The 22,870-nt window shown below is 47.6% G+C and carries 23 protein-coding genes; 17 read left to right on the forward strand and 6 right to left on the reverse strand.

What is annotated here, in order from left to right; translation table 11 throughout:
- The first annotated feature begins 298 nt into the window (after window positions 1-298).
- The 6 genes from lexA (at window position 299) to OCU87_RS00560 (ending at window position 6,508) form a co-directional block, all read left to right on the forward strand.
- The gene (lexA, locus tag OCU87_RS00535; RefSeq protein ID WP_062688252.1) at window positions 299-919 is read left to right on the forward strand and encodes a transcriptional repressor LexA; all 621 of its coding nucleotides are present in this window, start codon (window positions 299-301) and stop codon (window positions 917-919) included.
- A gap of 222 nt (window positions 920-1,141) precedes the next feature.
- The gene (locus OCU87_RS00540) at window positions 1,142-1,939 is read left to right on the forward strand and encodes a class I SAM-dependent methyltransferase (RefSeq protein WP_094956686.1); all 798 of its coding nucleotides are present in this window, start codon (window positions 1,142-1,144) and stop codon (window positions 1,937-1,939) included.
- Window positions 1,940-2,161: 222 nt separating this feature from the next.
- Window positions 2,162-3,313, forward strand: coding sequence for a cytochrome c oxidase subunit II (coxB, locus tag OCU87_RS00545; protein ID WP_390960255.1), 1,152 nt, complete (start codon window positions 2,162-2,164; stop codon window positions 3,311-3,313).
- A gap of 15 nt (window positions 3,314-3,328) precedes the next feature.
- A complete protein-coding gene (gene ctaD, locus OCU87_RS00550) occupies window positions 3,329-4,987 on the forward strand; it encodes a cytochrome c oxidase subunit I (RefSeq protein WP_094956687.1) in 1,659 nt (552 codons plus the stop codon).
- A gap of 8 nt (window positions 4,988-4,995) precedes the next feature.
- Window positions 4,996-5,559, forward strand: a complete 564-nt coding sequence (locus tag OCU87_RS00555) for a cytochrome c oxidase assembly protein (RefSeq protein ID WP_094956688.1) — start codon at window positions 4,996-4,998, stop codon at window positions 5,557-5,559.
- 43 nt (window positions 5,560-5,602) lie between these two features.
- The gene (locus OCU87_RS00560) at window positions 5,603-6,508 is read left to right on the forward strand and encodes a cytochrome c oxidase subunit 3 (protein ID WP_261858333.1); all 906 of its coding nucleotides are present in this window, start codon (window positions 5,603-5,605) and stop codon (window positions 6,506-6,508) included.
- A gap of 52 nt (window positions 6,509-6,560) precedes the next feature.
- Here OCU87_RS00560 and OCU87_RS00565 read toward each other — a convergent pair whose 3' ends face one another.
- Window positions 6,561-6,767, reverse strand: a complete 207-nt coding sequence (locus OCU87_RS00565; RefSeq protein WP_062688258.1) for a DUF2909 domain-containing protein — start codon at window positions 6,765-6,767, stop codon at window positions 6,561-6,563.
- A gap of 42 nt (window positions 6,768-6,809) precedes the next feature.
- Between OCU87_RS00565 and OCU87_RS00570 the strand changes: the two genes are divergently transcribed.
- The 6 genes from OCU87_RS00570 to OCU87_RS00595 all read left to right on the forward strand — a co-directional run bounded on the left by OCU87_RS00570 (window position 6,810) and on the right by OCU87_RS00595 (window position 12,270).
- Window positions 6,810-7,487, forward strand: a complete 678-nt coding sequence (locus OCU87_RS00570; protein WP_062688260.1) for an SURF1 family protein — start codon at window positions 6,810-6,812, stop codon at window positions 7,485-7,487.
- Entirely contained in the window at window positions 7,484-8,059 is a 576-nt protein-coding gene (locus OCU87_RS00575) for a hypothetical protein (protein WP_062688262.1), read from the forward strand. Before OCU87_RS00570 ends, OCU87_RS00575 begins: the two co-directional genes overlap by 4 nt.
- 9 nt (window positions 8,060-8,068) lie before the next feature.
- Window positions 8,069-9,343, forward strand: coding sequence for a COX15/CtaA family protein (locus OCU87_RS00580; RefSeq protein ID WP_261857650.1), 1,275 nt, complete (start codon window positions 8,069-8,071; stop codon window positions 9,341-9,343).
- Entirely contained in the window at window positions 9,336-10,262 is a 927-nt protein-coding gene (gene cyoE / locus OCU87_RS00585; protein WP_261857651.1) for a heme o synthase, read from the forward strand. Before OCU87_RS00580 ends, cyoE begins: the two co-directional genes overlap by 8 nt.
- A gap of 165 nt (window positions 10,263-10,427) precedes the next feature.
- Window positions 10,428-11,777: an MATE family efflux transporter DinF gene (dinF, locus tag OCU87_RS00590; RefSeq protein WP_261858334.1), complete on the forward strand. Its 1,350-nt coding sequence runs from the start codon at window positions 10,428-10,430 to the stop codon at window positions 11,775-11,777.
- A gap of 103 nt (window positions 11,778-11,880) precedes the next feature.
- Window positions 11,881-12,270 (forward strand): 3D domain-containing protein, encoded by a 390-nt coding sequence (locus tag OCU87_RS00595; RefSeq protein WP_205049189.1) that lies wholly within the window; start codon window positions 11,881-11,883, stop codon window positions 12,268-12,270.
- A gap of 96 nt (window positions 12,271-12,366) precedes the next feature.
- Here the strand turns inward: OCU87_RS00595 and nfuA are convergent, their stop codons facing one another.
- Window positions 12,367-12,945 carry a Fe-S biogenesis protein NfuA gene (nfuA, locus tag OCU87_RS00600; RefSeq protein WP_062688446.1) on the reverse strand — a complete coding sequence of 193 codons (579 nt, stop codon included), beginning with the start codon at window positions 12,943-12,945 and terminating at the stop codon, window positions 12,367-12,369.
- Between the two features lie 124 nt (window positions 12,946-13,069).
- Complete coding sequence (locus OCU87_RS00605; RefSeq protein ID WP_261857652.1) at window positions 13,070-13,765, reverse strand: ComF family protein; 696 nt, start codon at window positions 13,763-13,765, stop codon at window positions 13,070-13,072.
- 44 nt (window positions 13,766-13,809) lie between these two features.
- On the opposite strand from OCU87_RS00605, the gene bioH reads away from it, so the two are divergent.
- The 3 genes from bioH (at window position 13,810) to OCU87_RS00620 (ending at window position 15,570) form a co-directional block, all read left to right on the forward strand.
- Window positions 13,810-14,592: a pimeloyl-ACP methyl ester esterase BioH gene (gene bioH, locus OCU87_RS00610; RefSeq protein ID WP_261857653.1), complete on the forward strand. Its 783-nt coding sequence runs from the start codon at window positions 13,810-13,812 to the stop codon at window positions 14,590-14,592.
- A 109-nt stretch (window positions 14,593-14,701) separates the two neighbouring features.
- Window positions 14,702-15,064 (forward strand): hypothetical protein, encoded by a 363-nt coding sequence (locus OCU87_RS00615; protein ID WP_241148793.1) that lies wholly within the window; start codon window positions 14,702-14,704, stop codon window positions 15,062-15,064.
- A 41-nt stretch (window positions 15,065-15,105) separates the two neighbouring features.
- Entirely contained in the window at window positions 15,106-15,570 is a 465-nt protein-coding gene (locus OCU87_RS00620) for a hypothetical protein (protein ID WP_062688270.1), read from the forward strand.
- Window positions 15,571-15,723: 153 nt separating this feature from the next.
- Here OCU87_RS00620 and OCU87_RS00625 read toward each other — a convergent pair whose 3' ends face one another.
- A complete protein-coding gene (locus tag OCU87_RS00625) occupies window positions 15,724-18,066 on the reverse strand; it encodes a Tex family protein (protein WP_261857654.1) in 2,343 nt (780 codons plus the stop codon).
- Window positions 18,067-18,226: 160 nt separating this feature from the next.
- Entirely contained in the window at window positions 18,227-18,697 is a 471-nt protein-coding gene (greB, locus tag OCU87_RS00630) for a transcription elongation factor GreB (RefSeq protein WP_094957583.1), read from the reverse strand.
- Between the two features lie 325 nt (window positions 18,698-19,022).
- On the opposite strand from greB, the gene ompR reads away from it, so the two are divergent.
- Window positions 19,023-19,742 (forward strand): osmolarity response regulator transcription factor OmpR, encoded by a 720-nt coding sequence (gene ompR / locus OCU87_RS00635; RefSeq protein WP_062688272.1) that lies wholly within the window; start codon window positions 19,023-19,025, stop codon window positions 19,740-19,742.
- Window positions 19,743-19,745: 3 nt separating this feature from the next.
- Window positions 19,746-21,086 carry a two-component system sensor histidine kinase EnvZ gene (envZ, locus tag OCU87_RS00640; protein ID WP_062688274.1) on the forward strand — a complete coding sequence of 447 codons (1,341 nt, stop codon included), beginning with the start codon at window positions 19,746-19,748 and terminating at the stop codon, window positions 21,084-21,086.
- A gap of 81 nt (window positions 21,087-21,167) precedes the next feature.
- Here the strand turns inward: envZ and OCU87_RS00645 are convergent, their stop codons facing one another.
- Window positions 21,168-22,544, reverse strand: coding sequence for a uracil-xanthine permease family protein (locus OCU87_RS00645; protein WP_261857655.1), 1,377 nt, complete (start codon window positions 22,542-22,544; stop codon window positions 21,168-21,170).
- Window positions 22,545-22,870 lie beyond the last annotated feature (326 nt).

Raw genomic sequence — 22,870 nt, forward strand, 5'->3', positions numbered from 1 at the left:
ATCTTTTACTAGCCTCGGTTTTTTAACGAGGCAAGGATATCATTAAACACGCGCAATCTTGCAGCGAAAATCATTTAGAAGATGGTAAAGGTGACATTTTTATTGTTCATATTTGCTAACTAATTGTTTAGTGATGGCGCTCACTAAATTATCAGGCGTAATAATGTATTTCGGCAGAGGTTTACGTGGAGATATACCGCAGGTAAAAGTTAATTGTTGTTTTGATCGACAAGTCGCTTTTCAAGCAGGCTAACACTGGATATACTCACAGTGACTGTATAAAAAGACAGGGTATGCTATGAAGCCGTTAACGCCGCGCCAACAAGAAGTCTTTGAGCTAATCAAAGCAAAAATCGAAGATGCTGGAATGCCGCCTACACGTGCTGAAATAGCGCGTGAACTTGGATTCCGCTCTGCGAATGCTGCAGAAGAACATTTAAAAGCACTTGCGCGTAAGCAGGTGATTGAAATTATTCCTGGTGCTTCACGAGGCATCCGCCTTATTGCCAGTAATGATGAGCCAGAAGAAAAAGGGTTACCACTTATCGGCCGAGTTGCTGCTGGTGAGCCTATTTTGGCGCAAGAACACGTTGAAACACATTATGAAGTGGATGCGTCACTCTTTAAGCCTCGCGCAGATTTCTTATTGCGTGTTAGCGGTATGAGTATGAAAGATATCGGCATCATGGATGGTGATTTACTGGCGGTGCATAAAACGCAAGACGTGCATAACGGCCAAGTGGTTGTTGCTCGTGTTGATGATGATGTCACCGTGAAACGCTTAGAGAAGAAAGGCTCGCAGGTATTACTGCATGCTGAAAATGAAGAGTTTGCGCCGATTGTGGTCGATTTAAGCCATCAGCACCTTTCAATTGAAGGGATTGCGGTTGGTGTTATTCGCAACAGTGACTGGATGTAATTTTCAGCCTCACATCTTCACCGCTTCACTTTCATCAAGCGCTCGTCATACCGACGGGCGTTTTTTATTTCCTGCCTTTTATTGTTTTCTCTGATTTGGAAGATCCAGAGAATATCTTTGCAAAAGTAAATGAGAGTTATTATCATCCCTGTATTCACCATTGAGTGTGCTCACCAGTGAGCATGTTCGCCGATCTGCGTGATCATAGGGAGATGAAAAATCATGGGCAGTCCAGTACGCTACAAAATACCACCGAAATTGCTCCAGCCGCTGTGGCTTCGCAGCCGAGAAAGCATGGATGATAATGGACTGATCTATGATCCTGTGGCGGCAGCGGCATGCAGCCAATGCCACCTTGTTCCTGATTGTTTATCGGGTAATGTTACCGAGCGTCAATTGCTGCACGCCACCTTAACTTTGCAATGCGATAAGGTGGTTTTACAGTTTCTACGCCGTAATCCCAATGGCTACGTCATCAATGTGGGGGCAGGGCTAGATACCAGATTTTACCGACTAGATAACGGAAGATGCCGTTGGTTCGAGCTAGATACCGACGAGAATTTACTTTGGCGTGAACGTCTTTTTCATAAAAGCGAACGTTATACCATGCGCACTGGTTCTGTCACTGAACTGAGCTGGTTAAAAGCGCTCCCTGCCATGAATAATGTCCCTGTACTCTTGATGTGTGATCAAGCATTACTGCAATGCAATAACAGCCAACTGGCTCAGTTTATCCAACGTATTGGTTGTCATTTCAGTAAGCTTGAAGCGTGTGTTGTACTGGCAGGAGATGCATGTGATTCGTTATTAGCGCAAAAAATGGGGACAGAAAAGTACCAGCATGGCTTTGCTGAATCCGCCCAGCAGATACTCAATTGGCTGCCTTGGGCTGAATTGGTGAGTTACCAAAGTCCTTTCGATCATCACTGCGGTCGCTGGCGTTCATGGCAGCGCTGGGTTGCCAAGATGACTAGCTTAAAATATCGCCTGACTCCTGTTGTTGTTCACTTCCGCCTATAACGCCCTTTTTATCTAGCTACTTCACCTAAAGTCGAATGGTTTTGGGTGTCGCTTCGTTTGTTATCTCTCTATTTTTAAACTGGTAATTTATTGCACTATCGTCAGATCATGTCCTAAGTTAAATGTAAATGAAGTGTTAATTTGACGGCGGAAAAGGTATTTTTTTCCTGTCTCGACGCTTAGGGATATCGTCTTGTTGGTGTTACCAGGGGAGGGATCGGGGTGACAATTCGCCAATTGTTCTATGGGCTGTTTGCTGCCTTTTGGGCACTACCAGTTGCAGCCGAAACGAAAACCATGCCACTGAATATGACCCAAGGGGTCACCGACATTAGCCAGCAGGTTTTTGATCTCCACATGACCATTTTTTACATCTGTGTCGTGATAGGGATCATCGTGTTTGGGGTCATGTTTTGGGCCATTATTCATCATCGTCAATCGCGTGGTGCCGTTGCCGCGTCTTTCCATGAAAGCACCAAAGTTGAAATCCTATGGACGCTAATTCCATTTGTGATTTTGATTGTGATGGCGATCCCTGCAACCAAAACCTTGCTGGCGATGGAAGATACGACGAAACCTGATCTGACTGTGCTGATCACCGGTTCGCAGTGGAAGTGGCACTACAGCTACTTTGACCAAGATGTTGAGTATTTCTCGCTGTTAGCGACATCACCCGCCCAAATAGCCAACGAACGTGAAAAACGCGATAACTACTTACTTGAAGTCGATCGCCCTTTAATTCTGCCTATTGGTCAAAAAGTTCGCTTTCTTATTACTTCCCAAGATGTCATTCACTCGTGGTGGGTACCTGCTTTCGCGGTGAAAAAAGATGCTAATCCAGGCTTTATTAATGAAGCGTGGACCCGTATTGAAGAGCCGGGTATTTATCGCGGCCAATGTGCAGAGCTGTGTGGTAAAGACCATGGCTTCATGCCGATTGTGGTGATTGCGAAAACTCAAGTGGATTACGAAGAGTGGTTACAAACCACTAAGGTTGCTCAGCAACAAGCCCGTGAAGAAGAGCAACGTTTGTTAGATATGCAGTTACCTATGGATGAATTGATGGCGCTGGGTGAAAAAACCTATCAGACACGTTGCGCTGTGTGTCATCAGCAGGCAGGGCAAGGGATCCCTGGTGCATTCCCTGCGCTGGCTGGCCAGGGATTGTCGGTCGATAAAAGTAAGAAGCTTGAGCATATTTCGATTGTTGTACACGGTAAGGCAGGTACGGCGATGCAAGCTTTTGGCCCGCAGTTAAGTCTAAAAGAGATCGCGGCAGTGATCACTTACGAGCGTAACGCATGGGGAAATGATACTGGCGATACGGTGCAAGCCGCCGAAGTACAAGCCGTGTTGAATGGCGAGAATCTTTAAGGGAGCAAGAGACCAATGACGGATATGTTACGAGAGCAAACCGACGTTGAGCAGCCTGATTCGCCGCCATCCGAGAGTGAGCATTCAAACCATAACGAGGCGGGTCATGGCCATCATGAGCACCAGCATGGTCATCAACCTAAAGGGTTAATGCGCTGGGTGCTGACCACTAATCATAAAGAAATCGGTTCGCTGTACTTAATGTTTAGCTTTGCGATGTTCTTGACGGGTGGTGCAATGGCGATGGTGATCCGTGCTGAGCTTTTTCAGCCAGGATTACAGTTAGTTGAGCCTAACTTTTTTAATCAGATGACCACAGTTCACGGCTTAATCATGGTATTTGGTGCTGTAATGCCCGCTTTTACAGGGTTGGCGAACTGGATGGTGCCTTTGATGATCGGTGCGCCAGATATGGCGTTACCGCGGATGAATAACTGGAGCTTTTGGATCCTGCCTTTTGCATTTGCCATGCTGCTGGCTTCGTTATTTATGGAAGGTGGCGGTCCCAACTTTGGTTGGACCTTCTATGCGCCGCTTTCCACCACGTACAGTCCAGCCAGTACGGGGTTGTTTGTCTTTGCGATTCATATCATGGGGATCAGTTCCATCATGGGGGCAATCAATGTGATTGTGACCATCATGAATCTACGCGCGCCAGGTATGACTTACATGAAGATGCCGCTGTTTGTGTGGACATGGCTGATCACGGCATTCTTATTGATCGCGGTTATGCCAGTGTTAGCGGGTGCGGTCACCATGGTGCTGACCGATAAATACTTTGGTACCAGCTTTTTTGATGCGGCAGGCGGGGGCGATCCTGTGATGTTCCAGCATATCTTCTGGTTCTTTGGGCATCCTGAAGTCTATATTATGATTTTGCCGAGTTTCGGTATCATTTCTGCCATTATCCCTGCATTTTCTCGTAAGAGACTCTTTGGTTATAGTTCGATGGTCTATGCGACCGCGTCGATTGCCGGGTTGAGCTTTTTAGTCTGGGCTCACCACATGTTCACCACGGGGATGCCCGTCGCGGCTGAACTCTTCTTTATGTATTGCACCATGCTGATCTCCGTGCCAACTGGGGTGAAGGTGTTTAATTGGGTGGCCACCATGTGGCGAGGATCGCTGACCTTTGAGGTGCCAATGCTCTTTGCGATCGCCTTTATCATCTTGTTTACCATCGGGGGTTTCTCTGGCTTGATGTTGGCGATAACGCCTGCTGATTTCCAGTATCACGATACCTATTTTGTGGTGGCACATTTCCATTATGTGCTGGTGTCTGGAGCGATATTCTCGATCATGGCGGCAGCGTATTACTGGCTCCCTAAATGGACGGGGTACATGTTTGATGAGCGCTTAGCAAAATGGCATTTTTGGTGCTCGGTGGTGTCAGTTAATATTCTCTTTTTCCCTATGCATTTCCTTGGTTTAGCGGGGATGCCACGCCGTATTCCTGATTATGCGCTTCAGTTTGCTGATGTGAACATGGTGGTCAGTATTGGTGGCTTCTTGTTTGGCTTATCACAATTTATTTTCTTAGCTGTCATCATCAAATGTGTTCGAGGTGGAGAGCCTGCGGCCGCAAAACCATGGGATGGTGCCGAGGGGCTTGAGTGGACAGTGCCGTCACCTGCACCTCTTCATACCTTCTCGACGCCACCAAAAGTAGATTAGGGGCGGTTATGGCGAATCAAGATCTTCAAGACTCGGCCAAGAAAAAGCAGCGTTCAGTGTGGTCCTTAGTGATGATGGCTGTTGCGATGTTTGGTTTTGCTTTTGCACTTGTGCCGCTCTACGACGTGTTTTGCGATATCACTGGGATTAATGGCAAAACCTCGTCAACGCCTGCCGCAATCGCTGAGAATCGGATTGATACCAGTCGAACGGTGACGGTTGAATTCGTGGCTTACATCAATCAGGGCATGAAGTGGACATTTACACCGCAAGTGACGCGGATGGAAGTGCACCCCGGTGAAACCCATAAAATTGCTTATGCGGCGCAAAACCTGACTGCTAAAGCCAGTGTTGGTCAGGCCGTACCATCCGTTTCACCGGGACTGGCCGCCAAGTACTTCAATAAAATTCAGTGTTTTTGTTTTAATCACCAGCCATTAGAGGCGGGTGCGTCAGCAGAGCTACCTTTGGTGTTTTATATCGATCCTGATCTGCCTGATGACATTAATACGCTCACTTTAGCTTACACCTTGTATGACGCGCAGCCGACAGATACTGCGCAAACACAGTGAGGTTATAACAATGGCAAACCCGTACGACGAACACGATCAAGCGATGACACCGCTTCAGTCATCACAGGCTGAAACGAACCCTAACCATAAGCATGAAGCCTATTATGTACCCGCCACTAGTGCATGGCCCATTGTGGGGGCTGTAGCACTTTTTTTGATTGCGCTCGGTGCCGGTTCAACCGTTGGTGGACTCATGGCTGGGCAGGGACCTTGGGTGTTGCTGGCCGGTGTTGGTCTCTTACTCATCATGCTGACGGGGTGGTTTAGGGATGTGATTCGAGAGTCGATGGGCGGCTTATACAGTGCGCAATTGGACCGCTCGTTTCGCCAAGGCATGAGCTGGTTTATTTTTTCCGAGATCATGTTCTTTGCCGCTTTCTTTGGCGCACTATTTTATGCGCGCATGATTGCGGTGCCATGGCTGGGTGGTGCAGGAAACAATGCAATGACCAATGCCGTGTTATGGCCCGAGTTTATTGCCCAGTGGCCATTGATTGTCACGCCAAGCGGTGGCGAGACACAGGCGATGGGGCCATTGGGTTTACCGCTTTATAACACGCTTATTCTGCTGACCTCATCGGTCACTATTCATATCGCCCACACCTCGTTAGAAAAAGATAACCGCCCTCGTTTAACCCTATTTTTATTGTTGACTGTATTGCTGGGGGGGCTGTTTGTTTACCTACAAGGGGTGGAATATATTCACGCTTATCAGGATATGGGTCTAACGTTAGATTCAGGTGTCTACGGTAATACCTTCTTTATGCTGACGGGCTTCCATGGGCTGCATGTCACCTTAGGTACCATCATCTTATTTATTGTGTGGTGTCGGGTACTCAAAGGGCATTTTAGTGCAGAAAAGCACTTTGCGTTTCAAGCGGGCGCTTGGTATTGGCACTTTGTCGATGTGGTGTGGTTGGGGCTATTCACTTTCGTCTACATTCTTTAATTGGCCATTTGAATGAGCATTGCAACTGCTGTGTTTAGACCTAGGTTGATGGCTAAAACGGGCGAGGATTAGGCTCAACGAGTCCTGTTGCAATGCCAATCAGCAATAATGCAAATACCACAACAGATAACCATAATCGGTGACCTAAGTAGCGAGAAAGCGGCACACCTTGGCGCTTGCCGAGCATCACAGGCAGTGCACGGAAAAGATTAAAAATGATGAATACCAACAAACAAACAACAAGGGCTTTGATCAGCATGTAAACACTCCGGCAGGCAGTAATCGGTTGATATGAGGTGGTATGCGACGGATCGGATTCATACTTTTTACTGTGGCGGTAATGCTGACATTGGTCAAGTTAGGCTTGTGGCAATTAGCGCGGGCGCAAGAAAAAGAGGCATTAAGCCATGCCTTGAAGCACCGCAGTGAACAGATGTATTACAGCTTAGCTAGTTTGCCGAGCGATCCGCGATGGTATGGGTTAACGCTTCATGGGGCGTTTGAACACCGTTATGCCGTGCTGCTCGATAACCAAATTTATCGTGGTCGAGTGGGTTATCACCTGCTGTACCCCCTCAAAGTGAATAAGGATTGGGTACTGGTTAATCTGGGCTGGATTGCCGCGCCAACGTACCGTGAACAATTACCTGTTTTGCCTGAACATCATGGGGAATTACGCGTTGAGGGGATTATCGCACCGCCCTCACTAATGCCCACATTAGCAGCCCCCAGTGCAACGATAGAGTGGCCGCAACGGGTGCAAGTGATCGATTTAACTTTGCTATCTCAGCAGATGGATTTACCGCTTAAACCCTGGGTTTTACAAATCGATCCCGATAATGCCTTGGCGTTACAACAAACTTGGACCCCAGTCGTGATGGGGCCGCATAAACACTACGCTTATGCCGTGCAATGGTTTTTGATGGCGATGGCGATTTCTGGGTTAGCCTTCTGGTGGTTAAAAAGGACGAGAGCATGAGCAAACAAGGAAGCAAACGGAGTGCGTTGTTACTGTTGTTAGGCATATTTGTGTTGCCACTGTTGTTAGCTAAATTGGTGCTGGATTTGAATTGGTATCAAGGCGGGATCACCAATCGCGGTAAGTTACTGGATTCGCCGCTCACGCCGCAATGGTTGACCGAATTAGGCGGCAGTAAGGAAGGGCAATGGCGTCTGATTTATTTACTGCCGGAACAGTGTGACAGTGCCTGCCAAGGTGCGTTATTCAATTTACGCCAAGTACCCGTTGCCGTAGGGGCGGGGAAAGATCGGGTTGATAGTACGGTGCTGGTGGCGGAGTCGGCACAAGCGACATTGTCGACAGAAATACAGTCTCATCTTACGGGGATCAAATTGCTTTCTATCCCGCCTCATGTTGTTGCTCAAATTAATACGTTTGAATTTGGCACCAAAGCCATTTATATCGCCGACCCATTAGGGAATGTGATGATGGCTTACCCACTGGTCAGCGATAAAACGGCTATTTTGGCACAAGGGAAAGATGTGCTTCGTGATTTAAAGCGCTTATTGAAGGTGTCTAAAATCGGCTAAGGAGAGCCTATGGCGAATACGACGTATCGATATTTAGTGTACGCCACACTGGGATTGTCATTGATCGTGATTATTTTAGGGGCGTATACACGATTGACCGAAGCGGGGCTTGGCTGCCCTGATTGGCCTGGGTGTTATGGCACGTTGACGGTTCCTCAGACTGCGGAACAATTAGCTCAGGCGCAATTGTCCTATCCTGATGCGCCAGTTGAAGTTGAAAAAGCATGGAATGAAATGATCCATCGCTATGTTGCTGGTTCTTTGGGGGTGTTGATCTTGCTGATTAACATTGCCTCTTGGCAACAAATATCCCGCCCTAAAAAACTGCCTATTTGTTTACTCATTGTCGTGTGCTTTCAAGCAGCATTGGGCATGTGGACCGTGACATTAAACCTAATGCCTATCGTTGTGATGGGGCATTTGCTTGGTGGCTTTACGATTGCGTCACTTTTATTGCTGTTGGCTTTGCGAGTGCGACAACAAGCACGGCAGTTACACGCCTTGTTAGCATTGCCTTCTGATTCACTCGATGCGCCCTCACCACCGTTAGCTAGCGGTGATGATCAAAAGTTGCAGCACGCCTTTAATGAATTAGATTTTGAAGTCAGTCGCCAGCCGATTTTGCCTGTTGATACGTTTGAACAATTTAACGAGAAGATTGTACGTGAACAAAACTGTCAGCAGCATGCGCCTTCTGACGCCGGATTGTCACAGTACCGCTCTCCGACAAGGCTACTCGTTATGATGGGCGTTAGTGTGTTGATTGTGGTGATTGGTCAGATCATGTTGGGAGGGTGGACCGCAGCGAACTATGCCGCGGTGGTCTGTACCCAATTGCCGTTGTGCGAAGTCAATTGGTTAGCACAATATGATGTCAGCGCGTTTACGCCTATCCAACCTGAGCACGAAAGCTATCAATTTGGGGTGCTGGATTACTCTCAACGCGTCACTATTCATGTTACGCATCGTTTAGGTGCTGTCGTAGTCTGTGGATTTGTTGGGGTGTTGATTTGGCAACTGCTTCGTTATCCTCAATATCGTAGCTTAGCTGCGATATTGAGCGGAGTATTGGCACTGCAAATACTATTGGGGATCACCAATGTAGTTGCTCATTTACCACTCGCAATAGCTGTTGCCCATAACGTGGTGGGTCTGGGGCTATTACTGACCTTAGTGGCGATTAACTACCGACTGGCGCTGGATTATCGTCAGGCAAAGGACAACCCAGCCGCGCATGCGTTGGGCACGAAAGCATGGACAGCAGAGGAGCAGCATCATGGCTAAGTCACAAGTATTTACCTCGCCCCGATCGCACGCGGCATCATCGGCAAAGCCAGCGTTATGGCAAGACTATCTCACTATGACCAAGCCCAAAGTGGTGGCTATGCTGCTATTAACCGCTTTGGTTGGGATGTGTTTAGCAGTTACCGGTATTCCTCCACTGAAGGCGGTTATTTTGGGTTTGGCGGGGATTGGCTTTCAGTCTGCTGCGGCCGCGGCGTTTAACCATGTCTTGGATCGTCGGTTTGATGCCAAAATGGCACGAACTTATCATCGCCCGTTGGCGAAAGGACGCATTGAAACACATAAAGCCATCGCCTTTGCGGTGGTGTTGATGGCGGTCGGTTTTGCGTTGCTATGGCAGCTCAATGCGTTGACAGCATGGCTGACCATGGCCAGTTTAGTGGGCTATGCCTTGGTGTATACCGTGTGGTTGAAACACGCTACGCCTCAAAACATTGTCATCGGTGGTTTAGCGGGCGCTGCACCACCACTGTTAGGGTGGACCGCAGTAACAGGTCAGCTAGACCCGCATGCACTTTTGTTAGTGATGTTGGTCTTTACCTGGACGCCGCCTCACTTTTGGGCGTTAGCTATCCATCGACGAGATGATTACGCCAAAGCTGGGATCCCCATGTTGCCGGTGACCCATGGTATCGCCTTTACTAAAACCATGGTGCTGCTCTATACCTTCATGCTGTTTGCCGTGGGAGTTCTACCTTGGCTCACTGGGATGAGTGGCATGCTATACCTTGTTGGCAGTAGCCTATTGAACCTAGGGTTTATCGGGTATGCGTGGAAACTGAAATTTGCTGACAGTGAAGGGCATGCGTGGGCGACGTTTAAATATTCTATCTGGCATTTATTGGCCTTGTTTGTGGTGCTGCTGGCTGATCACTGGTTAGTGGCGTGGCTTGGTTAACGTTGTCTTAGTTAGTACTACCTAGTTTGGCTCAATACTTTGGTACAGACTCTTTTATGCTGGATGCCATAGCGAGGGTTTAGTCTCAAAATGGAAGCCGCTACACTGTGTTTCTACTTATTTGAGCATCTACTCATTATGATGCCTAGCAGTGAAGAGGTTTCTGTGCTCGCAGCCCTTAGGGATAAATCCCTCCACCTTCAAGTTTTTGCCTTGGCCTTGCCTATGGTGCTGTCAAACATCACGGTGCCGTTGTTGGGGCTGGTGGATGCGGCAGTGATTGGCCATCTCGATCATGCTTGGTATCTCGGTGGTGTCGCGGTTGGTGGCACCATGATTAATGTCACCTTTTGGCTATTAGGCTTTTTGCGGATGGCCACCACAGGCCTGAGCGCCCAAGCGTATGGCGCGAGCGACAAAGATGCCCAAGCCAGTACCTTCTTACAAGGTTTGACCCTCGCGTGGTTATTGGCTGCGGTACTGCTGTTATTCCATCAGCCTGTTGCTGACCTTATTTTTTCCTTCAGTAGCGCCAGTGACCAAGTCAAACTCTACGCTGAGCAATATTTCTCTATTCGTATTTGGGGCGCGCCCGCCTCGCTTGCTAATTTTGTCATCATGGGGTGGTTGCTCGGTAGCCAGAATGCCCGCGCTCCGATGTGGCTCTTGATTGTCACCAATATCGTTAATATTGGGCTAGATGTTTTGTTTGTACTTGGCTTTGGTTGGAAAGTGCAGGGGGCCGCGGCCGCCTCCGTCATTGCTGATTACAGTGGCATGGCGTTGGGATTATGGTTTGTCTCTCGTCAATGGATTGCTCAAGCATTGCCCGCCGTTCGTGAAAAGATCGGTGCAGTACGTGAAGGATTGGGGCGCTTACTTAAGCTGAATCGCGATATTTTTCTGCGTAGCTTGTGCTTGCAGCTTACCTTCACCTTTATGACGTTCTACGGGGCAACATTAGGGGATAATACGGTGGCGGCTAATGCGGTACTGATGAGTTTTCTGATGTTGGTGTCGTATGCGATGGATGGGTTTGCCTATGCGATGGAAGCTCTTGTCGGTAAAGCGATAGGTGCGCGTAACCGTGACGAGTTAGGCCGTTATTTGGTCGGGACAACGTTTTGGAGTTTGATGGTCTCGCTTATCTTAACCTTGATGTTTACGGTATTTGGTTCAAATATCGTGGCACTTATTTCAAATATCCCTGCGGTGCAGCAAGAGGCCGCTATTTATTTACCATGGTTAGCGGCGGTGCCGCTGGTGTCGATGTGGTGTTTTTTGCTTGATGGTATCTTCATTGGTGCGACCCGAGGCAAAGAGATGCGAAACAGCATGTTTGTGGCTACCTGTAGTTTCTTTGCGATTTGGTGGTTGCTGATGGATTATGACAATCATGCACTATGGGGGGCAATGCTTGGTTTTATGGCCATGCGCGGAATTGGCTTAGCTGTGCTTTTTACGTATCAATGGAAGAAAAATATTTTTCTGGAAACCGCTAATGCCAACAAGTAGTTAGAATTATTCAACTGGATTTGGCTCTTTTTTCGCCAATAAATGCTACTCATCTGGACTTTGTTGTGTTTAAAATGTGCGCAATTATTGCTCAGGTGAATATATGAATAGTCGGTTTTTGGTTGTATTACTGGCACTGGCCAGCTTTATTTTTGCGCCCCAAGTATTAGCTGGCACACAAAGTAAAACCTTGAATGTTACTGCTACCGCATATAATTCGGTACGTGCACAAACCAATGCAAACCCCAGTATTGCGGCTTGGGGAGATCGTTTGAAGCCGGGGATGAAAGCCATTGCCGTTTCGCGAGATTTGCTCAACATGGGAATTAAGCACGGCACTAAAGTGAAGATATCCGGTTTACCTGGTGAGTATGTGGTGCTGGATAAAATGAATAAGCGTTGGTCGCGTAAGATTGATATCTACATGGGAAAAGATATTCAAGCGGCCAGGAATTGGGGGCGTCGAAAAGTGACGATCACCTGGGCGGGTTAACGCCAATATGATGTTTAAATTACACGCAATAAAAAGCCGCTATAGTCTAGCGGCTTTTTTTATACATCTAATCTCGTCCTAAATAGGATTGAGATGTTAGTAGTAAGAGTGCTCGCCACGTGCGTGTTCGGTAATATCTCGAACACCATTTAGCTCACCTTCAAACTGAGCCAGTAGCTCTTTTTCGATGCCTTCTTTTAGCGTGACATCAACCATAGAACAACCGTTACAACCGCCACCAAACTGTAGGATAGCGATGCCATCTTCAGTAATTTCAGCCAGTGATACGTTACCACCGTGACCTGCAAGTTGTGGGTTTACTTGCGTTTGGATAACGTAATCAACACGTTCCATTAGCGTTGCATCATCAGACACTTTACGCACTTTTGCGTTAGGTGCTTTTAGTGTTAGCTGAGAGCCCATTTTGTCAGTAACAAAATCAATTTCCGCGTCATCAAGAAACGGTAGGCTTAGCTCATCAACGTAAGCTGAGAACAGGTCTAGCTTAATTTCAGTATCGGTTGCTTCAATAGCTTCAGGTGGGCAGTACGATACGCCGCACTCTGCGCTTTGGGTGCCTGGGTTCACCACGAAGACACGAATATTTGTTCCCTCAGGCTGCTGGGCAAGAAGCTTGCCGAAGTGCTGCTGAGCGTTTTCAGTAATAGTGATCATAGACACGACGTAATACCTGACTTATTTAGTAAGATTTAATTCTATTCTACTCTTAGTCGCCCTTTCTATCATCCCCAAATCACGCCTACCATGATTTGAATACTATTTTGCTGTTTTTTTGTGATCACATAGGCATCGGCGTATAGCAAATACAATAGATGTCGATTGTTTGTACACCATTTGTTTTCAGTATCTTAGTTAGCTCTGCAACCGTACTGCCCGTGGTCACTACATCATCAACAATCGCGATATGGCAGGGTAAATTTTTTAATGTCAGTTCAAATGCACCCCGCAAATTTTGCTGACGCTGATGGCGAGAAAGCTGTTTTTGTACTGGAGTGTGGCGTATACGGCGAAAACCATGCGGTACTACTTGGCTGTCGGTACATGCGGCAATCGACCATGCCAATGCGGTGCTTTGATTAAAGCCGCGTTGCCAGCGACGCAGTGGGTGTAAAGGGACGGGCAGTAACACAGGAGCTGGATTATTAATTTTGGCTGCAAGGTGTTTGCCTAATGGATGAGCCAACCAAAACTTGCCGCTGAATTTATAGCGTTGCACACACTGACGTAATGGTGGTTGGTACTCTCCCAATCGGATAAGGCGTTGCCACGGTGGTGGTGATGATAAACAGGCTCCGCATTGTTCAACATCGGTTAAAGTAGTGGCACCACAGCGCCGACAATAGGGCGGTTGTGGGAAGTGTTCTATACAGTGTTGGCACCAGACTTGTTCTTGAGTTGATAATGGTTGGTGGCATAACTGGCAGCGCTGGTTGGTCCAATCGAGTATTGATCTAAATCGCGAAGCCGATAACATCCATGCCATCCTGGTGGGTTATTGGTGAATAAAAGGAAGTGTAAATGACAACCAAGCTACATTGGCAAATTGAAGGCCAAGGTTCGGATCTAGTTCTCATTCATGGTTGGGGCATGAATGGGGCGGTATGGCAGCAGATATTACCGCTGCTAACACCTTATTTTCGAGTGCATTGTGTTGATTTACCCGGCTATGGCCATAGTGGTGGTATTGACGGGGCTTCTATTGAAGAGATGGCACATCTGTTGCTTGAATATTCACCATCGGCTGCAACATGGGTCGGATGGTCGTTAGGAGGATTAGTCGCAACACAGGCTGCATTACTTGCACCTGAGCGCGTTAGCCGATTAGTGACCGTTGCGAGCTCTCCTAAATTTGCGGCTGATAAGGCAACATCGTGGCGAGGCATTCAGCCTCAAGTACTGACTGATTTTCAGCAACAACTGAGTGATGATTTCCGTTTGACCGTTGAGCGTTTTATGGCCTTACAAGCGATGGGCAGCCCGACGGCACGGCAAGATATTAAGTTGCTCAAACAAGCCGTATTATCACGCCCTCAGCCAAACCAAGCTGCACTTAGTGCAGGTTTAACGCAGTTAGCCGAGGTAGATTTACGTGATCAACTCGTACGTATTCAACAGCCTTGGCTAAGAATGTATGGGCGATTAGATGGTTTGGTGCCAGTGAAAGTTGCGCAGGAATTAGATGAATTAGCCCCGCGTTCTCAACGGCAAGTCTTTGCCAGTGCGTCGCATGCGCCGTTTATTTCTCACCCTGCGGAGTTTACGCAAGCATTGCGTCTTTTTTTGGAACAGCACGATGATTGATATGCCACGTCGGCAATTAACAAAAAATTAAACTTCTGTTAATTGTCGCCGATATTTATAACGTGGAGTTGCTCTACATTACTGAGAGGCCATAATGACAGTAGGAACTGTGGGGAATAGCCTGACCTATTCTCCGGCAACGTTACAATCTCAGGCTGCGGTCTCAACGAAAGTTGAAGGAAGGAATCAAGCAGTCAATGGCGATCCAAAAGGAGCGGTTGCCGAGACAACGGTGTCTATTTCAGAAGAAGCAAAACAAAAATTAGCGGCAGATGCGAAACAATCAGCCCCAGAGCTCGAGACCTCTAAAGAGGGCGGTGAACCGTCAAGTAAAGGAGAGTCGTTTGCGTATGGTGTGCTGGGAATGGATCATCCTGCAGAAGTGAATCAACAGACCGATGATTTTTATACGGCTGGCCAAATTCTCTCTGCAGTGGGGACCGTAGCGACAGTATTATTGGCAATAGCGTAAGGCATCAAAATCTGAACTGATGCCCGAGGAGTGACATCAGCGTGATAATTTCACCGGCTAATGTAGGTGCGCCTACTATTGCGCCTTCAGTGAACCCGCCAACCGAACAGGCTGCGCGGGATAATCGCGTTCGTGAAAAAATCATTCCTGCGACAGAGAGTATGCCGTCACCACACGGCAAGCCGCTGACCAGCGAAGAAAAACAACTGAAAAAACCGTCATGGGATCCAAGTGAACACCCGGATTACAGCGAGTTAACGGAAGATTCCGTCAAACAATACGGTTATCAGGAGGATTTTGAAAAGCTGGTGAAAGTATTATCAGCGGATACCTATCTTAAAGATTCAAAAGATCTTGGGTATTCGATGCACATCAAGCTACCGCGTGATTTGCTCGATGAACTGGAAAAAATCAGTACAACCGAAAGAACGAAAGGGGTCGTGGCGCACCATTATGCGCAAGCGACGATCCCAAATCCTCCGACGGATTACCTGGTGGTGTTGTAATAACAATCTTGCTGTAGCCGTGGTTGTGCAGACATTGCATTACCGTGAACCAATGCTGTCACCAATAAAAAAGCCTTCCTCATTGAGAAAGGCTTTCTTTTTTATGCCGCTATAGCTGTGATCTCAGAAGGTGTGATAACAGATCGGGCGAGGTTATTTTTTCGCTTTAGCAAAGGCTGCTGCAAAAGCGCCACCCATCGCACCACCACTATTATCTTGGTTGCGAGCGTTATTATTGGCGTGTTTGTTATGGTTCGTCGCTGAGCGCGGTTGACCTTGAGGCGCTTGGCCTTGTGGTTTACGTGCTGGCTTCTCTTGGCCGGGTTCGTCGCTCATTCGCATGGTCATAGCGATACGCTTACGCTGCAAATCCACTTCCATCACTTTCACTTTGACTACGTCACCGGCTTTCACCACTTCACGTGGATCAGCGACAAACTTGTCAGATAGAGCAGAGATATGGACAAGACCATCTTGGTGAACACCCACATCCACAAAGGCGCCAAAGTTGGTCACGTTGGTGATCACGCCTTCCAGTACCATACCTGGAATCAAGTCTTTGACTTCGTGAACGCCTTCCGCAAAGGTGGCAGTTTTAAACTCAGGGCGTGGATCGCGGCCTGGTTTATCAAGCTCACTGATAATGTCCGTTACTGTGGGTAGACCAAATTTTTCATCAGTGTAATCCGCCGCTTTAAGGGTGCGTAGGAACTCGGTATTACCGATGATCGCATCGATAGGCTTGCTGTTATTCGCAGCAATGGTTTTGATCACAGCGTAAGACTCAGGGTGAACCGCCGAGCTATCGAGTGGGTTTTTACCATTCATAATACGCAAGAAGCCCGCACATTGTTCAAAGGCTTTTGGCCCTAAACGTGCCACTTTTTTCAATGCGGTACGGCTTTCAAATCGACCATTTTCATCGCGGTAGTCCACCACGTTTTGTGCCATGGTTTTACTTAAACCAGCCACTCGCGTTAAGAGTGCTGCTGAAGCCATGTTTACATCGACGCCAACGGCATTTACACAGTCTTCCACTACCGCATCCAGACGTTTTGCCAGCATGCTCTGGCTAACATCATGCTGGTATTGGCCAACACCGATGGCTTTTGGATCGATCTTCACTAGCTCTGCTAGTGGGTCTTGGAGACGACGACCGATAGAAACGGCACCACGAATGGAGACATCTAAATCGGGGAATTCGTTGGCGGCAAATTCAGAAGCTGAATACACCGATGCACCTGCCTCACTGACCATCACACTTTGTACTTTAAGATTGTTATCTTTTAGTAGTTTCGCGACAAAGGCATCTGTTTCACGTGAAGCAGTACCGTTACCAATGGCGATCAAATCAACCTTATGTTTGGTGATCAAGCTTAATACGGTCGCTTCCGATTGGGCGACTTGGCGTTGTGGTTGGTGTGGATAAATGGTTGCGAAGTCCAGTAATTTACCCGTTGCATCAATCACTGCCACTTTACAACCCGTACGTAAACCAGGGTCAAGTGCCAAGGTGGCACGAGGACCAGCAGGTGCCGCCATCAACAAATCGTTAAGGTTATCGGCGAAGACTTGCATCGCGCCGTCTTCGGCTTTTTCACGTAGCGCACTCATGAGTTCCGTTTCCATGTGCATCAAAATTTTGATACGCCATGCCCAACTGATCACTTGCTTACGCCAAGTATCGGCAGGTTGATTGCCAAGGGTCACGCCATAGTGGTTGGCAATAATTACTTCACAGTATGAACCGCGTACGCCTTCATCTTGGGCTGGGTCGGCATTAAGTGATAGCTGTAAAAAGCCTTCGTTACGACCACGGAACATAGCAAGGGCACGGTGGGATGGGACGTTTTTCAGTAATTCGTTGTGCTCAAAGTAGTCTTTGAACTTGGCACCTTCGTGCTCTTTTCCGTCAATTACGCGCGCGGTCAGCTCTGCTTGGGTTTGCAAGTGGCGACGTACTTTATCCAGCAGTGCCGCATCTTCGGCAAAGCGTTCCATTAAAATAGCACGAGCCCCATCAAGCGCGGCTTTCGTATCGGCTATGCCTTTATCTGCGCTGATGTACTGCGCTGCGGTGGCTTCTGGTTCATGGTTAGGTTGCTGCCATAGAGTGTCTGCCAGTGGCTCTAAGCCAGCTTCAATCGCAATCTGACCTTTAGTTCGACGTTTTTGTTTGTAAGGTAGATACAGATCTTCAAGGCGGGTTTTGCTGTCAGCCGATAAAATTTCCGCTTCAAGTTGACTGGTGAGTTTTCCTTGCTCGGTGATTGATTTCAAAATCACTTTGCGGCGATCATCTAATTCACGTAAGTAGCCGAGGCGTGATTCGAGGTTACGAAGCTGGGTATCATCCAGCCCGTTGGTGACTTCCTTGCGGTAGCGGGCAATAAAGGGAACCGTATTACCGTCATCTAACAGAGTGACTGCGGCTGTGACTTGCTCTACGCGAACGCTGAGTTCGTTGGCAATCATCTGGTTGATAGCGTTGTTCATCCGTTGGTATCTCTTGGTTATGATCGTTAACTGGTGCCATTCTACGGAGGAATCCGACGCTGACAAGCAGTGTAGTGTTAAGACTGTGTCAGTGTGATAATCACGATGAATCGGGCATATCACACTATATCTTATGATGAAATCGTGGCGTATTCAGCGACTAACAGTAGCGGATGCTATTTACAAACCACAGCTTTCGTCCTTGCGGGGTCACCACTTCAAATTCTTCATCGACTTCTTTTTTCAACATGGCACGTGCCATGGGAGAGTCGATCGAAATATAGTCGTTACGGCCATAAATTTCATCTGGGCCGACAATGCGGAAGGCTTTACTGTCTCCCGCTTCATTTTCTATTTCAACAAACGCACCAAAGAAAACTTTGCCATCCTGCTGAGGGGAATAGTCGATCACTTTAACGACTTCCAATCGTTTACGCAGAAAGCGTACCCGACGGTCAATTTCGCGCAGGCGTTTTTTATTGTATTGATAATCTGCATTTTCACTGCGATCGCCAAGGCTAGCGGCCCATGTTACTTTTTTTGTGACTTCAGGGCGTTCTTCGTACCATAAAAACTCAAGTTCACTTTTGAGTTTGTCATAGCCCTCACGGGTGATGAGATTGGTTTTCATGCGAGTTCCTAATCATGGCGCATACTTTGATATATTCAGGAGACCCTCGACGGTGTCATGTTTTTGAGTCTTGAGTCTTGAGTCTAAATAGTGTTACGCATTGTGGCTTAGGTCAATATTTACAAAAACAGAGTGTGACGGGTTAAAGCATTAGAATATAGGAAACAATTGCGTGTTGTTGGCATTGGCAATGCGTTACTGTGCTAGACATACCCAGTAACAATTTAGCTCACATTTTAGCTGCGAATTTAAGCTTAGGTCAGGATGACTCGAGTACTATAGCGGCTGAGAACGATAACAGGCTTGATGCCGTAGGGTAGAAGATATGCAGGAAAATTATAAAATTCTAGTTGTTGATGATGATATGCGTTTGCGTGCGTTGTTGGAACGCTACCTATCAGAGCAAGGTTTTCAGGTTCGCAGTGTCGCTAATGGCGAGCAGATGGATCGTCTGTTATCGCGCGAAACATTCCACTTGATGGTATTAGATTTAATGCTGCCAGGTGAAGATGGCTTGTCTATTTGTCGTCGTTTACGTAACGCCAATAACATGTTGCCTATTTTGATGCTGACGGCAAAAGGCGATGAAGTCGATCGTATTGTTGGCTTGGAAGTGGGCGCCGATGATTACTTGCCTAAGCCGTTTAACCCACGCGAGTTACTGGCTCGTATTCGTGCGGTTTTGCGTCGTCAAACGATTGAAGCACCGGGCGCACCGAGTGTGGACAGTAAAGTGATCGAATTTGGTGAGTTCCGCTTGAACTTAGGCACACGCGAAATGTTCCGTGGCGAAGAGTCTATGCCACTGACCTCGGGTGAGTTCGCTGTCTTGAAAGCATTGGTGACCAATGCTCGCGAGCCAATGTCGCGTGATAAGTTAATGAATATGGCACGTGGCCGTGAATACTCTGCGATGGAGCGTTCAATCGATGTTCAAATTTCACGCTTGCGACGTATGGTTGAAGAAGATCCAAGTCGCCCTCGTTACATACAAACGGTATGGGGCTTGGGCTATGTATTCGTACCGGATGGTAACGAGGCATAACCTATGCGCTTTTCTCCGCGCAGTACGTTCACTCGTACTTTGATCTTATTGGCTGGCTTGTTAACGGCCAGCCAAATCTTCTCGTATCTGGCTGTTTTTAACTATGCATTATTGCCGAGTTTGAAGCAGTTCAACCGCATTTTGGCCTATGAAGTGCGTTTGATGCTGAAAGAAGATGTACAACTCGCCGATGGGCATACTTTTCATTTAGATACACCATTGCGTCGCCAGCTGTTGGAGCAGTTGGGGGTGACTCTTCACCTTGCAGACAGTGTTGAAGCCGATGAATATCGTCAGGCTTCAGAAGTGGAATACTTAAGCGAAGAAATGACTCGTGAACTTGATACCAATACCGAAGTACGGTTGGTGTTAGGGGCTGACAGTTATGTCTTGTGGCTCAAGTGCGATGCGATGCCGGGCTTTTTGATGCGGGTGCCGTTATCTGAATTGCATGAAGATGATTTCTCTCCCTTATTTCGCTATAGCCTGATTATTGCCTTTATGGTGATTGCAGGTGGTTGGCTGTTTATTCGGATTCAAAATCGGCCTTTGGTCGCACTGGAACAAGCGGCTCTGTCGGTTGCTCGTGGTGAAACACCACCACCGTTGCAGGAAAATGGCGCCTCTGAAATTCGTGCGGTTACCAAGGCATTTAATCAAATGTCGGAAGGTATTCAGCAGCTTGAAGAAGATAGGGCGTTGTTGTTGGCTGGTGTGAGTCATGATTTACGTACCCCACTGACTCGGATCCGTTTGGCAACAGAGATGATGTCGCCAGAAGATAACTACCTCGCTGATAGCATGATCAAAGACACTGAAGAGTGTAACGAGATCATCAGTCAGTTTATGGATTACCTTAAATCAACCAAGAAGCAGGAAGAAGAGAAGCTCGACCTGAATGCTTTATTGGAAGAGGTCGCAGATAGCGAAGGGCAACATCAGATTGACCTTGAGCTTGGTGATGTACCTGGGGTGATTTTGGCTAACAACGTGGCGATGAAGCGAGCCGTTGCTAACTTAGTGGGCAATGCCTTGCGCTATGGTAATGGCTGGGTCAAAATCTCCAGCGGCACTACGGCCGATCGTAAATCCGCGTGGTATTGCGTTGAAGATAATGGCCCTGGGATTGAACCGGATCAGGTCTCACGGATGTTCCAGCCATTAACTCGAGGCGATACAGCGCGTGGTCGTGAAACCGAAGGAACTGGGCTCGGTTTGGCGATTGTGAAGCGAATTATCGATCAGCATGATGGTGAAATCAATGTGACCAATCGCAGTGAAGGCGGCTTGCGAGTCCAAATCAACTTGGCGCTGCATACCTCTCGTAGTGGTAAGAAAGTGTAGCGAGACTGGGTGCAGACGGTAAGATCAAAAAAGGGTTAGCCAATGGCTAACCCTTTTTATTGGTTTTCGTATTACAGGCTATTAATCTTCTTTGGGTTCTTCAGGTAACACCAAGTTAAGAATGATAGCGGTTAAGCCGCCCGCAGCCATACCAGAAGACAGGATACTTTTGACAATGTCAGGCATGAACTGAAGGATCTCTGGTTTTTGTGCAATACCTAAGCCCATCGAAAATGACAGCGCCATGATAAGAATGGCACGGCGGTCAAGATTACAGCGTGAGATAATACGCACTCCTGATGCAGCAATGGTACCGAACATCACGATCGTAGCGCCGCCTAATACCGGTTCTGGAATTAACTGAACTAAGTTAGCCACGCCCGGAAATAAACCAAGTAGCACGAGCATACCTGCCACAAAGAAGCCGATATAGCGACTTGCCACGCCCGTTAGCATGATGATGCCGTTGTTCTGGCTAAAGGTAGAATTTGGAAAGCTGTTAAGTATTGCCGCGACACCTGAGTTGAGGCCATCAGCTAATACACCGCCTTTGATGCGCTTCATGTACACAGGGCCAGCGACAGGCTGCTCTGAGGTTTCTGATGTCGCGGTAATATCACCAATGGCTTCAAGTGAAGTAATTGCAAATACAATCACCAGTGGAATTAATAAGCCCCAATCGAAGCCTAAACCGTACTGCATTGGTAATGGGATCGCGATGAAGTCGGTGTCTGCACTGCGAGAGGTATCAATCATCCCCATGAAGGCGGCAAGTATTGTGCCTGCAGCCATCGCAATGACGATAGATGATACGCGCAGGTAAGGGTTCTTAACGCGATTCAGTAGCACGATAAAGGCTAATACCGTACCCGCCAGCATCAGGTTATCTAGGCTGCCGAAGGTGCCACTTTCTAGTGCGGCATAACCACCGCCCATTGACGTTAAGCCGATTTGAATCAGCGTCAGGCCGATGAGGGTGACCACGATGCCTGAAACTAGCGGCGTGATAACACGTTGAGCATGCTGCAAGATGCGAGAAATAAAGACTTCAGTGAATGAAGCAACCAAGATAGTCCCGAAGATGGCGGCCATCATGGTAGGGACATTTGCACCGCCAGCTTTAAGCGCTAAACCTGCCCCTATGATAGGGCCAAGGAAATTGAAGCTGGTGCCTTGAATCGACAGTAAGCCTGAACCTACTGGACCAAAGGTTTTGATTTGGATAAACGAGGCGATACCGGAAGCAAATAACGACATACTGACAATGGTGTTGGTATCACTGGCAGGTAAACCCAGCGCCTGACAAATAATCAGCGAGGGCGTTACGACAGCCACAAACATAGCAAGAAGGTGCTGTAGTGCTGCAAACAGAGTTTGTGGTAGTGGCGGGCGGTCTTCTAATCGATAGATGAGATCAGACTTACGCGGCGCTTCAATATCGCTGTGTTGACGGGTCATGCCGTATGTTTTCCTTGGTTTATCTCTGGTTCCCTGACTGCATGCGCTGAATGGGCCGCAGTATGTATTGACTGAATATATCTGTGATTGCTGTTAATCAGCTTCAACCAACACGGGAGAGATGGAGGTGGACGAATTTTGTGCGCTATTGTAATTACCTTGTAGAAAATAGCAATCGTTTGCGTTGTTTTGCGATAAGAAAAGTCGCTACCTTGATAAATGACAAACTAAAGGGTGAAAAACAAGGTTAGTGGCTAAGGCCTTTATGTTTACAGGGCTGGAGGGATCACGGTTGAAATGTAACGGTGAAAGATATGCTTATTAAC

Origin of the sequence: Photobacterium sanguinicancri (genome assembly GCF_024346675.1) — a bacterium.
GTDB classification, from domain to species: Bacteria; Pseudomonadota; Gammaproteobacteria; order Enterobacterales; family Vibrionaceae; genus Photobacterium; species Photobacterium sanguinicancri.